Source organism: Petralouisia sp. (genome assembly GCF_056822245.1).
This window is the reverse complement of the sequence record NZ_JBQIOP010000010.1, coordinates 54,263-72,164: the sequence shown is the minus strand read 5'-3', so window position 1 is coordinate 72,164 and position 17,902 is coordinate 54,263. Positions and strand designations below refer to the sequence as shown.

General features: G+C 46.7%; 18 protein-coding genes. 1 reads left to right on the top strand and 17 read right to left on the bottom strand.

What is annotated here, in order from left to right; all coding sequences use genetic code 11:
* Positions 1-18: 18 nt before the first annotated feature.
* The 14 genes from ACTO17_RS05935 to sigK form a co-directional block, all read right to left on the bottom strand.
* Positions 19-879 (bottom strand): MotE family protein, encoded by an 861-nt coding sequence (locus ACTO17_RS05935; RefSeq protein ID WP_482557258.1) that lies wholly within the window; start codon positions 877-879, stop codon positions 19-21.
* 13 nt (positions 880-892) lie between these two features.
* Positions 893-1,342: a flagellar export protein FliJ gene (gene fliJ / locus ACTO17_RS05930; RefSeq protein ID WP_172537539.1), complete on the bottom strand. Its 450-nt coding sequence runs from the start codon at positions 1,340-1,342 to the stop codon at positions 893-895.
* Between the two features lie 3 nt (positions 1,343-1,345).
* Positions 1,346-2,650, bottom strand: coding sequence for a flagellar protein export ATPase FliI (gene fliI, locus ACTO17_RS05925; protein ID WP_172537538.1), 1,305 nt, complete (start codon positions 2,648-2,650; stop codon positions 1,346-1,348).
* 12 nt (positions 2,651-2,662) lie between these two features.
* Entirely contained in the window at positions 2,663-3,487 is an 825-nt protein-coding gene (locus ACTO17_RS05920) for a FliH/SctL family protein (RefSeq protein ID WP_172537537.1), read from the bottom strand.
* Positions 3,480-4,490: a flagellar motor switch protein FliG gene (fliG, locus tag ACTO17_RS05915; RefSeq protein WP_135988964.1), complete on the bottom strand. Its 1,011-nt coding sequence runs from the start codon at positions 4,488-4,490 to the stop codon at positions 3,480-3,482. The genes ACTO17_RS05920 and fliG overlap by 8 nt, the downstream gene beginning before the upstream one ends.
* A gap of 4 nt (positions 4,491-4,494) precedes the next feature.
* Positions 4,495-6,105 carry a flagellar basal-body MS-ring/collar protein FliF gene (fliF, locus tag ACTO17_RS05910; protein ID WP_482557257.1) on the bottom strand — a complete coding sequence of 537 codons (1,611 nt, stop codon included), beginning with the start codon at positions 6,103-6,105 and terminating at the stop codon, positions 4,495-4,497.
* Between the two features lie 55 nt (positions 6,106-6,160).
* Positions 6,161-6,472 carry a flagellar hook-basal body complex protein FliE gene (gene fliE / locus ACTO17_RS05905; RefSeq protein ID WP_482557256.1) on the bottom strand — a complete coding sequence of 104 codons (312 nt, stop codon included), beginning with the start codon at positions 6,470-6,472 and terminating at the stop codon, positions 6,161-6,163.
* A 93-nt stretch (positions 6,473-6,565) separates the two neighbouring features.
* Complete coding sequence (gene flgC / locus ACTO17_RS05900; RefSeq protein WP_172537534.1) at positions 6,566-7,006, bottom strand: flagellar basal body rod protein FlgC; 441 nt, start codon at positions 7,004-7,006, stop codon at positions 6,566-6,568.
* A gap of 33 nt (positions 7,007-7,039) precedes the next feature.
* Entirely contained in the window at positions 7,040-7,438 is a 399-nt protein-coding gene (gene flgB, locus ACTO17_RS05895; protein WP_482557255.1) for a flagellar basal body rod protein FlgB, read from the bottom strand.
* A gap of 447 nt (positions 7,439-7,885) precedes the next feature.
* A complete protein-coding gene (gene codY / locus ACTO17_RS05890) occupies positions 7,886-8,674 on the bottom strand; it encodes a GTP-sensing pleiotropic transcriptional regulator CodY (protein WP_172537532.1) in 789 nt (262 codons plus the stop codon).
* Positions 8,675-8,815: 141 nt separating this feature from the next.
* Entirely contained in the window at positions 8,816-10,897 is a 2,082-nt protein-coding gene (gene topA / locus ACTO17_RS05885; protein WP_172537531.1) for a type I DNA topoisomerase, read from the bottom strand.
* 23 nt (positions 10,898-10,920) lie between these two features.
* Positions 10,921-12,105 carry a DNA-processing protein DprA gene (dprA, locus tag ACTO17_RS05880; protein ID WP_482557254.1) on the bottom strand — a complete coding sequence of 395 codons (1,185 nt, stop codon included), beginning with the start codon at positions 12,103-12,105 and terminating at the stop codon, positions 10,921-10,923.
* The gene (locus ACTO17_RS05875) at positions 12,093-13,634 is read right to left on the bottom strand and encodes a YifB family Mg chelatase-like AAA ATPase (RefSeq protein WP_482557253.1); all 1,542 of its coding nucleotides are present in this window, start codon (positions 13,632-13,634) and stop codon (positions 12,093-12,095) included. Before ACTO17_RS05875 ends, dprA begins: the two co-directional genes overlap by 13 nt.
* 121 nt (positions 13,635-13,755) lie before the next feature.
* The gene (gene sigK / locus ACTO17_RS05870) at positions 13,756-14,376 is read right to left on the bottom strand and encodes an RNA polymerase sporulation sigma factor SigK (protein WP_172537525.1); all 621 of its coding nucleotides are present in this window, start codon (positions 14,374-14,376) and stop codon (positions 13,756-13,758) included.
* Positions 14,377-14,496: 120 nt separating this feature from the next.
* On the opposite strand from sigK, the gene ACTO17_RS05865 reads away from it, so the two are divergent.
* The gene (locus ACTO17_RS05865; RefSeq protein ID WP_172537526.1) at positions 14,497-14,673 is read left to right on the top strand and encodes a DUF4250 domain-containing protein; all 177 of its coding nucleotides are present in this window, start codon (positions 14,497-14,499) and stop codon (positions 14,671-14,673) included.
* Here the strand turns inward: ACTO17_RS05865 and ACTO17_RS05860 are convergent.
* The 3 genes from ACTO17_RS05860 to ACTO17_RS05850 are packed head-to-tail and all read right to left on the bottom strand — an operon-like array spanning position 14,668 to position 17,890.
* A complete protein-coding gene (locus ACTO17_RS05860; RefSeq protein WP_172537527.1) occupies positions 14,668-15,219 on the bottom strand; it encodes a DUF5662 family protein in 552 nt (183 codons plus the stop codon). The genes ACTO17_RS05865 and ACTO17_RS05860 overlap by 6 nt on opposite strands.
* A 23-nt stretch (positions 15,220-15,242) precedes the next feature.
* On the bottom strand, positions 15,243-15,911 hold the full coding sequence (locus ACTO17_RS05855) for a TraX family protein (protein WP_172537528.1): 669 nt from the start codon (positions 15,909-15,911) through the stop codon (positions 15,243-15,245).
* Entirely contained in the window at positions 15,908-17,890 is a 1,983-nt protein-coding gene (locus tag ACTO17_RS05850) for a glycogen operon protein GlgX (RefSeq protein ID WP_482557252.1), read from the bottom strand. The genes ACTO17_RS05855 and ACTO17_RS05850 overlap by 4 nt, the downstream gene beginning before the upstream one ends.
* Between the last annotated feature and the right edge of the window lie 12 nt (positions 17,891-17,902).

The window sequence follows — 17,902 nt, the reverse complement described above, 5'->3', positions numbered from 1 at the left end:
ATAACCACAGTTATGAGCCTACGGCTCCATCATCTTGGTAATCCTTGCAGCGACTTCCGCATTCATGGCTGCAAGAATATCGCTTCTGGCGTCTGTTTTCATATTCTCAAGAATCTTTACTACCAGTTTCAGGTTATCCTGCATCGCTTCCATAATTGCCGCCGCCTGTTTGGGCTTCATCTCAGAGTAAGTCTTGGCATATTCTTCGATTTCAGCATCCGCCTCCTGCTGCTGTACCACCTGTTTGTACAGCACTTCCGCATTGGCCGGATCAATACTCTCATAATATGCTTTATATTCAGATATATCGGGTGCATTTTCGTTGAACACAACCTCTTTATAAAATTTCGTTTTTTCCTCTTCAAAGGCGGACTGTTCATTTTCAAATTCCCGCAGTCTGGCCACTTCTGCTTCCAATTGGGACACATAATCAGAATTGCCCTTGGACTGGGACTGGGTATCAGATAATTCCACTTCCAGTTCTTTAATCCGCGCAATTGCTTCGTCCAATGTAGTGTATGGATACTGTGCGTCCACCACCGGCTCTTTCTCTGTCTCCGGCAAAATCTTGTTGATGACAGGGACGTCTTTTAAAATCGGATGGAGCACTGTGGAGCCGAATCCGCCGATATCCATCTTAATGATAAGGGCAAGTATTGCCAGCCAGATAGCGATGAACACAATTGTGGCAAGAATCACTGCGAGCTTGCTTCCGCCGCTTTCCTCTTCTTCCTGTGATTCCTCTTCCTGCATCTGTTTCTTTTCTGCTTTTCTCTGCTTCTTTTCTTCTTTCTTCCTGGCTCTCTCCGCTTTCTTCTGGGCTTTTTTGTCTAAAGCTCCGCCCTCTTCACCTGCCTGGTCTAAGATATCTTCTGCCATACTGTCCACCACCTTATTTTTCCTCGGCATGATTGTGGGTAAAACTTACCAGTTCATCCACTGCCTTGCTTTCTTCTTTTTCCAGTTCCTTTTTAAATTCCTCAAAGGCTTTGTCTTTCAGAATCTCATGGGTTTTCCGCTCAGTCATTACATTCTGCAGCTTCTTTCTCGCGCTTTCCAAGTTACGCTCCGCCACATGGACTGCCACCACCTGATTCTGGATGTTTCCTTTTACCGTCTCAATGGCAATGCGGTTCAGCTTGATTTCCTGAAAATCCAACCGCTCAGATACAAGCTCTCTGGCATGGGCCTCATAAGCGCTTCTGCGCTGCCGCAGCAGTTCCAGTTTTTCTTCTTCCTGATTCAGCCTGGAAGCTGCCAGGGAAAAAGAAGTCTTAGCCTGTGTCTCCAGCTTGTATTTCACATTCAGAATATTCTGCATCTTATATGTAAACTTCGCCATAGCTTAGAACAATCCTTCCATCATACTCATAATCTCTTCAAAAGAAAACTTATCATGGGTTTCCTGAAGCAGAAATTCATTTACTGCATCAATCTTTTCTATGGCATAGTCAATATTCTTATTTGAACCGGATTTATAGGCTCCGATATTAATCAAATCCTCTGCTTCCTGATAAGTTGCCATTACATTTTTCAATTTCCCGGCTGTCTCTTTGTGTTTGCTGTCCGCAATGGCGCTCATGACACGGGAAATGCTCTGTAATACATCAATAGCCGGATAATGGTTCTTATGGGCCAGTTTCCGGTCTAACATAATATGTCCGTCCAGGATACTTCTTGCAGTATCCGTAATCGGTTCGTTAAAGTCGTCTCCGTCTACCAGAACGGTATACAATCCGGTAATGGAGCCTCTGTCTGAATTGCCGGCCCTCTCTAAGAGTTTGGGCATCTCAGAATACACACTGGGCGGATATCCTCTGGTGACCGGCGGTTCTCCGGAAGCCAGGCCGATTTCCCGCTGCGCCATGGAAAAACGTGTCAGTGAATCCATCATCAGCAGTACGTCCTTGCCCTGATCCCTGAAATATTCCGCAATGGCAGTGGCAGTCTTTGCCGCGTTTCTCCGAAGCAGCGCAGGCCGGTCGGAAGTGGCTACAATCACAACGGATCTGCGCATTCCTTCTTCTCCCATATCCCGCTCAATAAATTCCCGGACTTCCCTGCCCCGCTCTCCAATCAGCGCAATTACATTGATATCCGCTTTCGTATTTCTTGCAAACATTCCCAGCAGTGTACTTTTTCCTACGCCGGAACCGGCGAAGATCCCGATTCTCTGGCCTTTACCCACCGTAATCAGGCCGTCCACCGCTTTCACTCCCAAAGGGAGCACTTCACTGATAATCACACGGTCCATAGGGTCCGGAGGAGGGGCGTCCACCGGATATTCTTCCCGCAGGCTCAGCTCTTCAATATCTGTCGGCCGTCCCATACCGTCTAAGGTATGGCCCAGCATTTCATCTCCTACACAAACAGACAAAGGATGTCCCGTATTCTCTACGATACATCCCACGCCTAATCCCTCTACACTTTCATAAGGCATTAGAAGCAGTCTTTTATCCCGGAAACCAACTACTTCTGCCATAATTGAAATATTCCTGTTCTTATCAATAATGATTCTGCACAAGTCATTCAGTTTGGCATTCGGTCCCACAGACTCAATCGTAAGTCCTACAATTTTAACCACTTTCCCCAGATGTCTGTAATAATTTCTGTCGGCTAATTGATAGTATTTATCCAAATTATATGTCACAATATTTCTTCCTCACAAACTTAATGACCGCAGCGCTTTGATCAGATGCTCAAGCTGGACGTCTGAACCGCAGTCAAAGATACCGGAATCTGTTTCAATCATGCATTGTCTCTCTTTCAGGCTTGCGTCCGCCATCACCTCTACATTTACAGCGCCGCCCACCTGTTCTGTAATCTCATTTTTATGAGTTTCCACATATTCATAATCTTTCAGACTCACCCTTATCTGGAAGTCTTTTGTTCCTTCTGTGCTTAAAATTGTCTGCTGGATCAGATAAATCAAAATCTCCTTTTTATCGTCAAACTGTACATGGAATACTTTCTCAAATACATCTGCAACAATATCTACAAGATAAGGCTCTAATTCCTCAATCTTCTGCCGGTACTCTTCCTCCATCCGGCGCTGTTCTTCTTCCATCCGGCTTCTCTGAACAGCCAGCTCAGCGGCAGCCTTCTCGTTCCCCTCCTGAATACCGCTGTTATAACCGGTTTCATAACCGTTCTCTTCCGCCTGTTTCCGAATGGAGACTGCCTGTTCATTGGCCTGGGCGAGCACTGCTTCAGCCCGGCTGCGGGCTTCTGCAAGAATCTCCTCAGCCTCCTGCCTGGCATTCTCCAACAGCTCCTCCGGACTAATCTCCTCTTCCTTGGGAACTGCGTCCACCAGCTCCATAGACAGCCCTTCCACAAAGCCGTCGGCAGACTGGCCGCCGGCCAGCTTCTGAACCATTTCCCGCCTCAATTCCTGCATCCGCTCTTCTACACGGTCATTGGAATTGATAATTCTTGTATTGCTGTTATTGGCAACGACATACCGCTGCTTATACAAATTAGACAACGATCTCGTCACCTCCGCCTCTGGAGATTACAATTTCTGCAGAATCCTCCAGTTTACGTATAATACCTACAATCTTCTGCTGCGCTTCTTCTACATCCTTCATACGCACCGGTCCCATAAACTCCATATCTTCCTTAATCATGGTTGCCAGACGTTTGGACATATTCTTAAAGATAACATTCTGTACATCTTCATTTGCCGCTTTCAGGGCAATACCCAAATCATTATTGTCCACATCCCGAAGCACACGCTGAATTGCACGGTCGTCCAGAAGAAGAATATCCTCGAATACGAACATCTTCTTACGGATTTCATCTGCCAATTCTGGTTCTTCGATTTCAAGTGTTTCCATAATATGCTTTTCGGTAGAACGGTCTACGGTGTTCAAAATGGAAACAATCGCATCCACACCGCCTACAATTGTATAATCCTGATTTACTAATGTAGAAAGTTTTCGTTCCAACACACGCTCCACTTCCTTAATAACATCTGGTGAAGTCCGATCCATCAAAGCGATACGCTTTGCAACATCCGCCTGTTTCTCCGGAACCAGTGAGCCGATGATCATGGCTGACTGCCCTGCAGACAAGTATGACAAAATCATAGCGATTGTCTGAGGATGTTCATCCTGGATAAAGTTCAATAACTGAGCCGGATCTGTCTTTCGCACAAACTCAAAAGGACGTACCTGAAGAGAAGCAGTAAGCTTGGAGATAACTCCCTGCGCCTTTTCTTCTCCCAGCGCCTTTTCCAACAATTCCTTGGCATAGCCGATACCGCCTTCTGCGATATACTGCTGGGCCAGACAAACCTGATAAAATTCATTTAATACATCTTCTTTTGTCTGGGGAGATATGCTTCTGGTATTGGCAATTTCCAGAGTCAGTTCTTCAATTTCTTCTTCTTTCAAATGTTTGAATATAGAAGCTGATTTTTCCGGCCCCAGTGCAATCAGCAGTATTGCCGCTTTCTGGACGCCATTATATTCTTCTGAATTTGCCATAACTCTATTCCCACTCCTCGTTCAGCCAGTTACGCAGCAAAGAAGCCACTGCTTCTGGGTTTTCATCAACAAATTTCTCTATCAGGATACGCGTCTCTGATTTATCAGAGAATCCGATATCCTCCAGAGATTCCTCTTCTGCTTCTTTGGTAGATGCCAGAAGGGATTCCACGGAAAGCTCCGGCTCCACTTCAGCAACCTGCTGTTCCCTTCTGGTACTGCGGAACACCACATATCCCAACATTGCCATAATAATCAGCGCAATTGCCACCGGCAGATAATCCATCACGCCCCGGCCGCTGTTATCTGAATATTCAAAAAACGGCACTTCATACCCTACTACCATGACATTTTCTTCCGGAAATCCGGTGGCCCTTGCCACCATCTGCACAAAATCTTCATCCAGATCCATCCGTACCCGTTCCCGGTTTGCCGCTACAAATTCGTCAAAGGTCATATCATCCAACTGACCGCTGGCCTTAAGGGCATCTTCATTGTAGTTACGGTACTGGCTTGCCACCACGGTAATAGAAGAATTCTCATAATTTACTTCCCCGACGCCGCCGGTACTCTCCCGAATCAGCTCATTGGTATTGTAATTCTCATTTAATTCTTCTGTGGTCTGACTGGAGGTTGCTCCGTCTTCTAACATATATCCGGTATCATCATCATTAGTATCCGTTCCTGGAACGCCTTCCACGCCGCCGGTTGTTTCTGAAGTATACGTCCTTCTGCTTGATACCGGGCCGTGATCCTGTCCTTCCGGCGTAGAATACTCATGGCTGGTCTCTTTCGTCTCTGTAAAACTTACATCCAGATTTAATCCAACGGAAACATTGTTAAAAACATTCGTTCCCATCATAATATCCTTGACCTGGCTCTTTACTGCGCTCTCGGCCTTGCTCTTATAGGAAAGCTGCGTATTGGCTGCCCCCATGGCCGTTGCGGAATCCCCGCCGGAAAACAGCATATTCCCGGAACTGTCCAAAATGGAAATATCGTCCGTTCCCTTGTTGCCAATTGCCGTTGCAATCCATCTGGCCAGTCCTGCCGCTGTATCTTCGTCCATCTCTCCGGACAAAGTCAGGGTAACTGCCGCATAGGAATCTTCCTGCAACGCCAGTACCGTGCCGTCGTCCACCGGCATACTCAAATTAACGGTTGCAGAATTCACACCGTCTAACTGCTGCAAATCCTCTTCTAACTGTTTCTCCAAATAAAGCTGATAACGCTTGGATTTGTCTGACTCTGTCGTACTGAAACCGCCTTCAAATACGTTATTCAAATCGTATGAAGAAGCCGGTATTCCATTCTCTCCCAGCAAAATGGAAGCATTCGCCCTGTCCTCTGTCTTAACCTGAAAATCAAGTCCGTCCTCCGAGACTTCATAATATATCTCTTCTCCATCCAACAGTTCCTTGACCTGAGCCGCTTCCTTCGTATCCACGCAGCTTCTGATCGGCACCATCGTAGGCGTTGTCAATATCTTGGTGACAATGATCAAGCCTACAATCACCGCAACTGCGATACTTGCAATCAAAGTTTTCTGTTTGACAGAAAACTTATTCCACCATTCGAGGACCCTTTGGGGCACCTCTCTCACTCTTTCCTGCATGTGACTCTCCACCCATCCCGTTCATATGTAATATTCATCTGTTTACACCAAAATGTTAAATCTGCATATTCATAATCTCTTTGTAGGCTTCAAGCATTCTATCTCTGACCGCTACGGTATAATTCAAAGTAATGTCTGCCTTTTCCTGTATTGCCATCAGTTCATGGGTGTTGGTCGCATACCCCAGCATAAACTGCATCTCTGCCTCTTCTGCCTTATTCTGCGCATCATTCGCTTCATTGATCATACCCATGGCTGACTGAAGCATGCTTTCAAATCCTTTGTCCGTTACGGTAATCTGTTCATTCTCCAATGCAGCGTTCTTTATGTACTCTGAACCCACGCTGCTTAACACTGATATGTCCATAATTAAAAAGCCTCCCTGACCCTGTGTTTCTCATCTTTCGGCATCACCTGTCATCTGCATCCTCTGCCAGGCGGCAGAATAGGCAGGATTAAGTTATTTGCCCAACTCCAAACCCTTTAATGCAATTGCCTTGCTGGTCTCAAACGCCGTTAAATTCGCCTCGTAAGACCTGCTTGCGTCTATCATATTTGTCATCTCTGTTATAATATTTACATTTGGATAAGATACATATCCATTCTCATCTGCATCCGGATGGGACGGGTCGTATTTCATCACGTATTCGCTTTCCGTATCCTCAGAAACCTTGGACACCTTCACCCCGTTGCCCAGATATGCCGCCTGAGTGTTGCTTAAAACCTTACTGAAGGGCGTCACCTGCTTCTCCCGGAAGGTTACAATCTTGCGGGTATACGGCGTTCCGTCTTCTGTTCTTGTGGTTGTAACATTCGCAACGTTCTCAGAAATCACATCCATACGGAACCGCTGCGCAGTCAATGCTGACGTATTAATATCAAATGACTGAAATAATGACATGTTCATTCCTCCCAGCTTTTTTATTTTTCACCGCTACTTTATCACACTCTTAATTCTCTGAAATTCTCTGGTCATGCTGTCAATCAGCGCATTATACTGAATTCTTGTGGATGCAAGCTCTGCGTATTCCTGCTCCGGATCAACGCTGTTGCCGTCTAAGCGGTAGGAATAATTCTCAATATCCGTATAAATCTCCGCATCCAGGTGATCCATATGGCCTTTGTTGATCTCGCTGACTTTCTCGTCCAGGGAAACATACTTCATCTTTCCAAGTTCCCGCTGAAGCAGCCCTTCAAAATTCACATCCTGACGCTTATACCCGGGCGTATCCCCATTGGCAATATTCTGGCTGATGGCAGTGTCCCGCAGCCAGGCAGCGTCCGCCGCTTTATTCATTATATCAATGTAATCATACATTCCGCTGGCTATCATTCCAAATTGCTCCTTTCTTCAGATTATTTCCCTAATTCCCCGTACTGCAATAAAATTCTATTCTTCTATATTATAAATTATCCTACTAATAATGCAAGCTTTTTTTGCAGTTTTTTTGTGATTTTTAGACTATAATGTGCTATCCCGTCGATGGTTTCGCCGCTGCTGCCGGTTTTCGGCGGCTGTCTCTGGTATCTCCTGGTATTTTTTACCAGCTTTATTTTGGCAGATTTTTTCTTCTTATTAAATGGATATACTGCACACAGATGTACTGCTAAATTTCTTTTTGGTCTTTTTTCGCAAAATGCTTCTGTTTCTTCGCATTTTGCTGCCATGTTTAAATTCCAATCCCTTCTTTCTTACACACAAAAGCGGGACTTATCACTACAGATTTCACTTACCGCTGCAGTCCACAAATCCCTTTTGTAATAAAATAACCAAATCCGTTTAGTTATGTTTCGTATTCTCTTTTTTGATTTTATCCAGTTCGTCAAACACCACGTCGTTCAACACTTTTATGTATGTGCCCTTCATCCCTGAAGAGCGGGATTCAATTACCCCTGCGCTTTCAAACTTCCTTAAAGCATTGACAATCACGCTTCTGGTAATTCCTACCCTGTCGGCAATCTTGCTTGCCACCAGGATTCCTTCCTTGCCTTCCATTTCGTCAAAAATATGGGTAATCGCTTCCAGTTCAGAAAACGAAAGCGTACCGATGGCAGATTTTACAATCTGAACCTTCCGGTTCTCCTCGGCGCTCTCCTCATTCACAGAGCGCATCATCTCCAGTCCCACCACGGTTGTTCCATACTCGCTTAAAATAATATCATCAATATCATACTGCTGCTCCAGACGGTATACAAACAAAGTTCCAAGCCTCTCCCCTGCAATGTCTATGGGAGTAATAATTGCCCGGTATCTGCACACATCCTCTAACACAAATCCCAGCGTCTCAAGATTGACGTTCTCCTTGGTGGATAAAATGCCCAACAAACGTTCATTCAACAGTGGATCAATAAATCCTCCTACCTGATCTGCAATTAATTCTTTGATTTCCTCTGTTCCTTCACTGCGGCTGGTTCCAAGCACCTTGCCTTTCTTACTGATCACAAGAATATTTGAATCCAAAATCTCTGTTAAAACTTCACAAATATCGCTGAATACTACCTTTGAGGAATTATTGTTATGAAGTAATTTATTGATTTTTCTCGTCTTATCTAACAACTGGACACCCATAAAACTCCTCCCACGTTAAACTCTAAACATCTGTTGTATTATTTTGAATTCTACCATGCTTTCCGACAAATTTCAATAACTTTCTGACTTTTTTCATATTTTCTTTGGCAGAAATTTATATTTTCTAACTATTCCCTGCTGTTATTTCTGTTCATCTTTCTGCTTTTCCCTGACAAAACCGCACTGTTTTTCTGCGCAGACCAGTTTATTTCCCTTTTCCACCATGTAACCGCCGCATTCCGGACATTTCTCAGAAGAAGGCTTCTGCCAGCTCATAAACTCGCATTCCGGATTGTCCTCGCATCCATAGTATTTTCTGCCTTTTTTCGTTTTTTTCAGAACGACTTCTTTTCCGCACATGGGACAGGCCACTCCGATTTTTTCCAGATACGGCTTGGTATTGCGGCACTCCGGAAATCCGGGGCACGCCAGAAATTTTCCATGGGGGCCGTATTTTACCACCATATTCCGGCCGCACAAATCGCAGATCACGTCTGTGACCTCGTCTTCAATCTGAATCTTCTCCAGTTCCTGCTCTGCGGCCTGCACCGCCTCTTCCAGATCCGGATAGAAATTGCTGACAACCGCTTTCCATCCAATGTTCCCCTCTGCCACTTTATCCAGCAGAGATTCCATATTCGCCGTAAAATTCTCATCTACAATGGTGGGAAACGCTTCCATCATAATGGAATTCACCGCTTCTCCCAGTTCTGTAATATACAGATTCTTATTTTCTTTCACCACATACCTTCTGCCTAACAGCGTCGTGATGGTGGGCGCATAGGTACTGGGCCTGCCGATGCCCTGCTCTTCCAGCGCTTTCACCAGGGAGGCTTCTGTAAAATGAGCCGGCGGCTGGGTAAAATGCTGCTTCTCCTCCAGTTCTTTTAATTTCAGCTCCGTGTCCTTGTCCAGTGATTTCAGCAGGACATTATTCTCCCCTTTTTCATCCTCTTCACTGGTATAAACGGACATAAAGCCTTCAAATGCAATTCTGGAAGCAGACACATGGAACCGGAATTCCCCGGCGCCGATCTGGATGGAAGTAGTCTCATAGACCGCGCTGCTCATGCGGCTTGCTGTAAAGCGTTTCCAAATCAGCTGATACAGGCGGAACTGATCCCGGCTTAAGGATTCCTTAATCATAACCGGCGTCCTGGTAATGTCGGAGGGACGGATTGCCTCATGGGCATCCTGAATCTTACCTGCGCCCTTCCGTTCCTGACCGCCCTTTGCCACGTAATTCTCACCGTAAGACGACTGAATGTATTCCCTGGCCGCCCGATCCGCTTCTTCGGAAACCCGGACGGAGTCTGTTCTCAGATAGGTAATAACGCCCACGGTTCCCTGCCCCTTAATGTCTACGCCTTCATAGAGCTGCTGCGCCAGGCGCATGGTTTTCTGAGTGGAAAAGTTCAATGTTTTGGCCGCTTCCTGCTGCAGCGTGCTTGTGGTAAAGGGCAGGGGCGCTTTCCTGGTCCGCTCTCCTTTTTTTACATCCAGCACCTGATAGGTTTCTTTTTCCAGTTTCTTTAAAACTTTATCCATCTCTTCTCTGGAACCTATGGTGAGTTTTCCATTTTCGTTTCCGTAAAATTTGGCTGAAAGGGCCTTTTTCTCTCCGGGCACCGAAAGCTGCGCATCCAGCGTCCAGTATTCTTCCGGAATAAAGGCATTGATTTCCTCTTCTCTGTCGCAGATAATCCGAAGCGCCACAGACTGAACCCGTCCTGCGCTTAAGCCGCGTTTTACCTTCGCCCACAGCAGGGGGCTGATCCGGTATCCCACCATACGGTCAAGCATACGCCTTGCCTGCTGGGCGTCCACCAGGTTCATGTCAATTTCCCTGGCCTGTTTTAATGAAGTTTTCACTGCATTTTTGGTAATCTCATTGAAGCTGATCCGGTATACATGCTTATCTTCTAATTTCAGGGCTTTGGACAGGTGCCAGGAGATGGCCTCCCCCTCCCGGTCAGGGTCCGTTGCCAGATATACTTTCTCTGCTTTTTTCACTTCCTTCCGGAGATTGGCAAGAATGTCTCCTTTTCCCCGTATGGTAATATATTTGGGTTCATAATCATGTTCTACGTCAATTCCAAGCTGGCTTTTGGGTAAATCCCTCACATGTCCGTTGGAGGCCGCCACTTCATAATTCTTTCCAAGAAATTTTTTGATTGTTTTCACCTTCGCCGGTGATTCCACGATTACAAGATACTTTGCCATGTGCCTGCTCCTTTAATTGTCCTTTATGGGAAGTCAGAAAATTCTGACCTGATATAATAATTATGATATACTTCCAGTATACATCCTTTCTCCCTCAGAGATTCCAGAATTTCCATAAGCTCCGGAAGAGAAAACATGGATTCCGCCAAAAGCATGTCCAGATTTTTTGGACTTAAATCCAGACAACTATACACCAACCTTTCTGATTTTTCAAGTGATAATTTAGGTTTTTTATCAGAAGCTTTCAGAAAAGCCGTAAAAATATCCATTTCTTCCAGAAAGTCCTCCGCCGACAAAAAAATTCCCGCGCCCTGACGAATCAGGCGGTTTGCGCCCTGGCTCAGCGGATCTGAAATCCTTCCGGGCACCGCATAGACTTCTCTTCCCTGCTCTAAGGCAAAATCCGCCGTGATCAATGCGCCGCTTTTTTCTCTGGCCTCCACGACAATCACACCGTCGGAAAAGCCGCTGATCAGCCGGTTCCTCTGGGGAAAAAACATGGCCCGGGGCCTGGTATTGGGCGGATATTCTGAGATGATGCCGCCCTGCTTTACCAATTCTTCATATAATTCTCTGTGGGCCGCCGGATAACAGACATCGGCGCCGCAGCCTAAAATACCGTAAGTTCTTCCTGCTTCCTGCAGTACGGTTTTCTGGGATTTCAACGCCCAAAGCGCACCTGAATGTCCTGCGCCGTCAATGCCCAGGGCCATTCCGCTGATTACGGAAATTCCCCGCCTGGCCAGTTCAAAGCCGATTTGCTCTGCCGCCTTCTTCCCGTAAACAGAGCAGTTCCGGGCACCCACCACCGCTATGGAAGGCGCAGACACTTTCGGCAGCCCGCCTCTGAAATACAGGCTATAGGGCGGATTGCCGATCTGCTTCAGCCGGTCAGGATATTCCCTGTCCCCAAAGCAGATCAGCCTGATTCCCTTTTGGATGCAGCAGCCTTTGGTTTCGTCCAGTTCATGCTCCGTTATGGTCTGTCCCAAAGCCAGAGCTTCTTTCTCCTTCTCCGTCAATCCGCATCTTTTCTGCAGTTCTTCCGGATTCGTCCGGTAAATCTCTTCTGCGTCCGGAAAGATTTGCTTTATGCGGATTTTCTTTTTTCCGGAAAGGGCAGACAGAGCGGAAAACCAGAATTCGTACCGGGACGCGTCAGTGCATTGGGCTTCTTTTCTTTTATATTCCCCTGTCACATCTCCCACAGCTTTCTGTCCAGTCCCCGGTAAATCAGGCTTTCCACAATATGCGTCCGGCGGATTGGCTTTGAATGCTCCAGGTCTGCAATGGTGCGCGCCACACGGACAGTCCGGTAGTATCCCCGGACGCTCAGTTCCAGCCGCTCAAAGGCATCCTGCAGCGTTTTTTCAGCTTCCGGCTCCAGGGAGCAGAATTCCCCCATACAGGAGGCTGGTATCTGGCTGTTATACAGGATTCCGCTGCCCATAAACCTCCGGTTCTGCACTTTTTGCGCCTGCTGCACCCGTTCCCGTATCACCTTTGAGCTCTCCTCCGGTTCCCGGGAGAGAATCTCTGCCAGAGGCAGCCGTTTCACCTCTACGGTGAGATCGATGCGGTCTAACAGGGGACGGCTCAGCTTGTTCAAATGACGGTCAATCACTGCCGCAGAGCAGCTGCACCGGGTTCGGTCCGGATAATAGCCGCAGCTGCAGGGATTCATGGCGCCAATCAGCATAATGTCTGCCGGGTAACGGTAGACGCCGCTGCTTCTCACAAGCCGGATCATCTTCTCTTCCAAAGGCTGACGCAGCGTTTCCAGCGCTTCTCTCTTAAATTCCGTCAGCTCGTCCAGAAATAAGATGCCTTTATGGGCCAGGCTCAGTTCCCCTGGCTTTGGCACCGCACCGCCTCCGGCAAGACCTGCTGCGGTGATGGTATGATGGGGGCTGCGAAAGGGCCTTGTCCTGAAATTGTTCTCCCGCTGCCCGAATCTGCCGCTGACGCTGTAAATCCTGGCCAGTTCCAGAGCTTCCTCCTCTGTCATGGGCGGCAGAATGGTTGCCGCAGCCCGGGCCGCCATGGTCTTTCCCGCTCCCGGAGCTCCGGCCATCAGCATATTGTGCCTGCCTGCCGCAGCGATTTCACAGGCCCGTTTCAGTACCTTCTGTCCGTGAATTCCTGCAAAATCCGAGTCTGAACAGGGAACATCCTGCCCTGTTTCTTCTATACTATTGCTTCTTTGAAACCGTTCCGGAAATCTGGCAAACTCTTCTGTCACGGCAATGACCTGATTCAGATTGTCTGCCGGAAGAATGGTCATTCCTTTTACAAGCTCCGCTTCTTTTACATTTCCTCTGGGAACGCAGACGGTACGTTTCCCTTCTTCTTTGGCGGCCAGAACCATAGGGAGAATTCCGCCGGCAGCGCGGATTTCTCCGTTCAGGCTGATTTCCCCGGCAAATAAAATGCCTTCCAGACGCTCCGGGGGAATTCTGCCGTGGGCCGCTAACACGGCAAGGGCAATGGGCAGGTCAAAGCCGGTTCCTGTCTTGCGGATATCTGCTGGGTAAAGGTTGATTGTAACCTTCTTAGGCGCCAGACGAATTCCGCTGTTTCTCACTGCAGCCTTCACCCGTTCTCTGGCTTCTTTTACCTCAGAGGACAATACGCCCACCATTTCAAACGCGGGCATTCCATCACACACGTCTGCCTCCACCTGAATCAGTACGCTCTGAATTCCGCAGACGATGGCTGTCGATACGATACTATACAAAATACCTCCCTTTGTGCTGGTTGGGAATCCGGGCAGATACGCCCTTTGAAAAAAGATAAGCCTATGATAACACGTTTCTTTTGATTCTGCAAGTTCTGCTGCTGCTTTTTGCTTATTTCTTTTATTCAAAGCACGATTTTAATTTTTCCAGGGCCCGTTTTTCTATCCGGCTCACATAAGAACGCGATATCCCTAATTTATCCGCAATTTCCCGCTGTGTCACCGGTTTGCGGTTATACAGTCCGTACCGCCATTCAATAATCTCCCGCTCTCTGCCGTTTAACACCTTCGGAATCATTTCATATACTTTTCTGGTATTTCCTTTCAGCTCAATCACTTCAAAAATATCCCGGTCCATACTCTCCACCACATCCAGCAAATTAATCTGATTGCCTTCTTTGTCTGTTCCGATGGGCTCATACAGGGACACTTCCCTGGAAGTTTTTTTCTTTCCCCGGAAATACATCAAAAGCTCATTGTCAATGCAGCGGGCGGCATAGGTGGCAAGCCGGTTGCCCCGCTCGTAATTAAAGGTGGAAATGGCTTTGATCAGTCCGATGGTTCCGATGGAAATCAAATCCTCCATATCCTCATCCCCGTTTTGGTATTTTCTGGATATATGCGCCACCAGTCTTAAATTTCGTTCGATCAGGGTATTTCTAGCTTCAAGGCTGCCCTCTTTCATTTTTTCCAGATAATATTTTTCTTCCTCGGCATTCAGCGGCATTAAAAATGTTTTCAAAAAAAGCACCTCTAAGCTGATTTATTACATTCTATGAAAAATCAAGCTTTGAAGTGCCTTTCCAATCGGAAAATAGTATGATAAGATAATAGTATTCATTTATTTCAGGAGGTGAACATCATGAATCTGCCGAAAGATCCGGTTCTTTTACTGAGTTTTGTCAATACAAAGCTTCGGGATCAGTATCCTTCCTTAGAAGAATTCTGCAAAAGCTGCGATATTTCTCCAGAAGAGCTGACGGCCTCTCTTGCCGCCATTGACTATCATTACCGGCCGGAACACAATCAGTTTTCATAACCGTCTGCCGTAATCTTTTCTCTTTAACACTACTTTCTTAATATAGCGGAAGGTGTAATCTTCTCCATGTTCCGCCAACATACGCAGCAGCCTTTCCAACAGGATTCTGGTATCGGGATGGAGCATATGGTATGCTTTTCCATTCTCGTAATATTCCAGAGGGCTGCTGTCTGTATAATTCTCTTTCTGATAATTCTTAGAGGCGGACATCCGATCAATGAACATTTCCACCACATACCGGATGGGCATTTTCATGCCTGTCATGCCCTTCTTCTCTCCCACTCCATAATCGATCCAGTATTCCATGTGATGCTTGTTTCTTCCCTTGTGGTGCAGCCAGGCGGAGGAATAACCCCGCTCTTTCCGTTCCATATTATTAGGGCTTAAATTGCCCTGGAAATATTTGCAGCCCACCAAAAACTCCGTAGGCGTATATTTTGATAAATCATGCAGCAGCCCCTGCCGATACAAACCAATCTTAAAACAGCCTTTCATTACCAGCATCTTATGATGATTGATGGTTTTGAAATGCTCCCATGCCTTCATTTCTTCACGCTCCTGTCCAATTATTAATACATGATTTTACATATCAGCCAGAGAATCAGCAAATGCAGGGGATAAAACACATAAAAGAAATATTTCATGGACGGCCCCCGCGTTCCGTTGTAAAGCAGCATGGGCAGCGCCGCCAGTCCTGCATAAGCCTGCACTCCTGTTCCATACATCAAGAAATTGGCTGCCGCAAAGACAGCCTGCTTTCCCACCTTATACTGATATAAAAGATAAAATAACAGAACAAAAATGATTCCAACTGCGCCGTAATCTGTATTTAAAACTTCCGCAGCCGCCATTGCTGTTAGAAAAATTAAAAAAGAACTTAATTTCTCTCTGCGCTTCTGGTACTGTTCCACCACCAAAAGCCCCAGAAACAGTGTAAAAAATACGTTCTGGTGCCGAAAATCTATCCTGGTATAAAAGGCCAGATCAAAGGGAAGTTCTGACACCAGCGCAAACAGCAAAAGACGCAGTTCATATTTGCGGATATTGCCGGTATGCACGGCCCCCTCCACCAGAAGAAAACAGTAGATGGGAAAAGCCAGTCTCCCGATCATACGCAGTTGGATATATTGAGGGAACAGCACGGCTCCGGCATGATCAATCAGCATACTGATCATGGCAATCCATTTCAGGGCAAACCCGCTGAGCCCGAATTTCCCTTCTGTTATTTCTTCTGTCATTGTTTCTCTCCTTTGACACTGTCTGCAGATTCCTCTGGTTTTCTTCTCCTTTTCCGGGGTTTCTTCTCTGAAAACACTTCTCCCATCAGCAGGCAGACCGACTGTTCCTCAGCCTGAAATTCCCGGATATGTCCAAGTTCTCCCGGCTGCTCCAATACAGCCGGCTCCGCAGCCGTATTCAGTAAAAGTTTCCACTTCATTCCTCCCGGAAGGGCAAACTTCTGAGGAACCGTCTGAAAGTTCCAGGCTATATACAGGTTTTCCTTCTGCCCTGTATAGGCTCCGAAATAAAACATGCCCAAAAATCCCCGGTTCATACCAAAATCCATTTTCCATGCCCCGTCACTGTGATAGGACAGATCCGGGCAGCCCTTATTGTTATAATCCTGAAGATGGAAGGGATGGGCGCTGCGCAGCATGGGATATTCCCTCCTGAGCCCGGACAGCCTCTCCACATAGGAAATAAGCTGACGGCTTGCAGCCGTCCGTTTCCAGTCCTTCCAGCCGATTTCATTATCCTGGCAGTATGCGTTGTTATTCCCTCTCTGGCTGTTGCCGCATTCATCTCCCATCCAGAGCATGGGAATTCCCTGAGCCAGAAAAATAACGGCCAGGGCGTTTTTCACCTGCCTCCTGCGCAGCTCATTGACCTGCCGCCTGCGGCTGATCCCTTCCTGTCCGCAGTTGGCGCTGCAGTTCCAGTCAGTTCCGTCCCTGTTTTCTTCCAGATTCTGATCATTGTGCTTGTGCTCATAGGAAAACACATCCCAAAGGGTAAATCCATTGTTTTCTGCGATAAAATTCACATAGCCCTGGCACTCCTGCTGTCTCCGCATCTGACAGGCAAATTCGTATATGCTGCCTCCCTGGCGGTTCAGCATCTTCCGCGTCTCATAGAGAAATTCCTCATTATAAGTAAACAGACTTGGACCGAACCGCTGACGATCCTGAGCCAGATCCTCCGAAAAGCCCTCAAAAAACAGCTTGCAGCCGCTCAGCCTGCTGTCCTGGGCCAATAATTCCGCCACGGCGGGGCAGCCCAACACCCGAAATCCATCTACATGATATTCCCTGTTCCAATAACGCAATACATCAATAATTAAATGTGGATTTATCTTTCTTGGGAAATAAAACTCCAGAATGCACTCCATTTGCTTCTCATGCATCTTCTGAATCAGCCGTTTCAGATTATCCGGATTGTTTCCTTTTCCCAGATAGGAAGCTTTCGGTGCAAAGTAGCTTCCCACTGTATACCCCCAGCAGTTGATCAAATCCTTCCTCTGGGTCTGCTGTTTGCTTTTGTCCAGCAAAAGGAGCTCTTCAAATTCATACATCGGCATAAACAAAAGCGTTGTAATCCCCAGCTCCTTAAAATAATCCAGTTTCCGCTCTACGGCTTCCACCGTTCCCCGCCGGCTGCCATTTCCCGGCATCCCCATGGAAAATCCTCGGACATGGAGCTTATAAATTACCATGTCCTCCTTCTTAACGCCTTCATACACCTTATCTTTCCATTTAAAATCCGAAAAGTAAAATGAGCTTTTAACTTTTTCTGCATGATTCTCTTCTTTCTGCCTCTTCTCTGCCAGAATACTCTTCCCCTGAAGCTGCTCCATCTTCCGCTTTTCTTTCTGCGGTATAAACGGTTCGCTTTTTAACTCTTTGGGCCTGCGGGCTTCGTCCCCCCAGACTTCTCTCCCGGTAATTTTACGGGCATAAAGATCCGTTACTTCTTCCCCGTTTATTTCAAAATTGTAATCATAATTCTTCCAGTCTAATCCCTGAATTCCAACTGTGTACACCGTATCACAATTCCCCTGGGTTTTCATAGGAATCTTCAGAGCCGGACTGTTATCTTTGGGATATAGCAGCAGATAGCAGATAGAATTTCTCGCCGCCTGTTTGGAAAATGAAATGATGTCCTTCTTCTTAGTTACGCCTGCTTCTTCGTGATTTCCGGAACAGATTTGAAAATTCATATATGCCTCCCT